General features: G+C 73.9%; 1 protein-coding gene and 2 pseudogenes. All 3 read left to right on the top strand.

Going from position 1 to position 2,150, the window contains the following annotated elements:
* Window positions 1-280: pseudogene (locus tag AB0O00_RS36730) on the top strand (RNA-binding protein); the annotation flags it as partial.
* 160 nt (window positions 281-440) lie between these two features.
* Window positions 441-1,811 (top strand): cytochrome P450, encoded by a 1,371-nt coding sequence (locus AB0O00_RS36725; protein WP_363659041.1) that lies wholly within the window; start codon window positions 441-443, stop codon window positions 1,809-1,811.
* 42 nt (window positions 1,812-1,853) lie between these two features.
* Window positions 1,854-2,150 (top strand): annotated as a pseudogene (locus AB0O00_RS36720) (hypothetical protein); the annotation flags it as partial.

Here is a 2,150-nt window from a genome sequence, read left to right as displayed (position 1 = left end):
CGGCCTCCTGCGCGCCCGCCGGCGCACCGACCCGGCCCCCGGCGACCGGGACTGGGCCCTGCTGAAGACCCTGCGCCCCGGCCAGACCATCACCGGCGTCACCACCGGGACCACCACCTCCGGCGCCGCCCTCGTCGACATCGGCGGCTTCACCGCGGTCATCACCGACGCCACCACCGTCCCGCCCGGCCGCCGGATCACGGCCCGGATCCTCGACGTCGACATGGTCAGGGAACAGGTCTCCCTGACCCTCACCACGCCGCTGCCGGACGAAGTCTGACAGGGTGTGACACACCGGCCGGAAAGTGCCGTAGTACGTATATTCGGGTGCGTCCCGGGCTTCTCAACTCCCCTTGGCCGGTGCCAGATTGCTGCCCTCCGGCGGCCGGGGCACCCCCGTTCCGATGCTGGAGTCCCAATCCTGCGTCGAACGGGGAGACATGACTGCACCTGCCGTAACCGCCGTGCCCGCCTGCCGGTCCGGCCGTGCGCCCGGGGCGCTGCCGCTGCTCGGGCACGTGCCGGCGCTGTTCCGCAATCCGCTGCCGTTCCTGCGCTCGCTGCCCGCGCACGGGGACCTCGTCGAGCTGCGGCTCGGGCCGCAGCGGGCGGTGATGGTGTGCACGCCGGAGCTGTTCCAGCACGTCCTCACCGACAACCGGCACTTCGACAAGGGCGGGCCGCTCTTCGACAAACTGCGGCCCTTCCTCGGCGACGGGCTCGGCTCCACGCCGCACGACGTGCACCGCCGCCAGCGCCGTCAACTCCAGCCCGCCTTCCGGGCGGAGGCCTTCGGGCGGTACCTGGCGGTGATGCTGGAGGAGGTCCTCGCCGCCGCGGGCGGCTGGTCGGACGGGGCCGTGATCGACGTCGAGCGGCACACCTACCCGCTGATCGCCCGGATCATCACCCGCACGATGTTCTCCGCCGACGGCGCCTCCGCCGCGGTGGCCCGGATCGCCGCCGTCTACCCGGACTTCCACGCGGGCATCGGCCGCCACATGCGCTACCCGTTCGCCGCCCTCGACCGGCTGCCCACACCCGGCAACCGCCGCTTCCGCCACGCCTGCCGCACGGTGAGCCGGGAGGTCGCCGGCGCCATCGCCGCCCGCCGCAGCAGCGGCGACACCACACAGGACGACCTCCTCGCCCTCATGATCGGCGAGGGACTGACCGACCGCGAGATGCGCGACCAGGTCGTCACCATGCTCACCGGCGGCATCGGCACCTCCGCCTCCGCACTCGGCTGGGCCCTGCACTTCCTGTCCAGGGACGAGGAGTTGGCCGACGCCGTCGCCCGCGAGGCCCGCGCCGTCCTACCCGTGCACGCCGACACCCCCGCGCTCACCCCCGCCGACATCGCCCGCCTCGACCTCGCCCACCGCGTCGTGGCCGAGACGCTGCGCTACTACCCGTCCGCCTGGTTCTACAGCCGCACCGTCACCGCCCCCGTCGAACTCGCCGGCGAGCACCTCGACCCCGGCACCCCCGTCCTGCTCTCCCCCTACCTCCTCCACCACCGCCCCGACCTCTACCCCGACCCCGAACGCTTCGACCCCGGCCGCTGGTCGCCCGAGCGCCGCGCCCAACTCCCGCGCCAGGCCTACGTCCCCTTCGGCACCGGCGCCCGCAAGTGCATCGGCGACGTCTACGCCCTGACCGAGATCACCCTGGCCCTCGCCGTCATCGCCTCCCGCTGGCACCTCCGGCCGCGCCCGGGCCCCCTCCTCCCGCACCTTGCCGAACCCCGCCCCTGGACCGTCATCCACCCGGCCCCGCTGCGCCTGCGCCTGCACGCCAGACGCCCCTGAACCACCCCGCAGCGGACCGCCCGAAGGAGACCGAAAACGGAAATGCCTGCCGTCCCGCGCGACCTGCGACTCCTCCCGCACCCCGACCACGTCCTGTACCGCCTGCCGGCCCGCATGTCCCCGCACCGCCGCGAACTCGAGCGCCTCATCCTGGAATGGGCCGACCGCTACGGCCTCGTCGACGGCCCGCGCGCCCGCCAGCGCCTCGCCGACACCCACCTCGGCGAACTCATCGCCCGCTGCTACCCGCACCTGCGCGCCGAACGGCTCGCCCCCCTCGCCGGCTGGTTCACCTGGGCCTTCGTCATCGACGACCTCTACGACGGCCGCGAGTGCGCC

It is taken from the genome of Kitasatospora sp. NPDC093558, from assembly GCF_040683475.1.
Lineage (GTDB): Bacteria > Actinomycetota > Actinomycetes > Streptomycetales > Streptomycetaceae > Kitasatospora.
This window is presented reverse-complemented; position numbering and strand designations above follow the sequence as displayed.